Here is a 295-nt window from a genome sequence, read left to right as displayed (position 1 = left end):
GCCGGTCAGGGCTCGCAACGCCTGGGTATGGGCCGGGAGTTGTATGAGGAGTATCCGGTCTTCGCGGATGCCTTCGACGCGGTGTGCGCTCACCTGGACCCCGACCTCGAACTGCCGCTGCGAGAGGTTGTCTTCGGTGCGGACGCGGAGCGGCTGAACCGGACGGAGTACGCGCAGCCTGCCCTGTTCGCGCTCGAGGTGGCGTTGTTCCGGCTGCTGGAGTCGTGGGGGGTTCGTCCGGACGTGCTGGCCGGTCATTCGATCGGTGAGATGGCGGCGGCGCATGTGGCGGGGG

1 protein-coding gene is annotated in these 295 nt (G+C 68.5%); it reads left to right on the top strand.

What is annotated here, in order from left to right; translation table 11 throughout:
- On the top strand, nucleotides 1–295 hold a 295-nt coding region (locus IH68_RS51415), incomplete at both ends, for an acyltransferase domain-containing protein (RefSeq protein WP_159403913.1).

Source organism: Streptomyces sp. NRRL S-646, from assembly GCF_000720765.1.
Lineage (GTDB): Bacteria > Actinomycetota > Actinomycetes > Streptomycetales > Streptomycetaceae > Streptomyces.
This window is presented reverse-complemented; position numbering and strand designations above follow the sequence as displayed.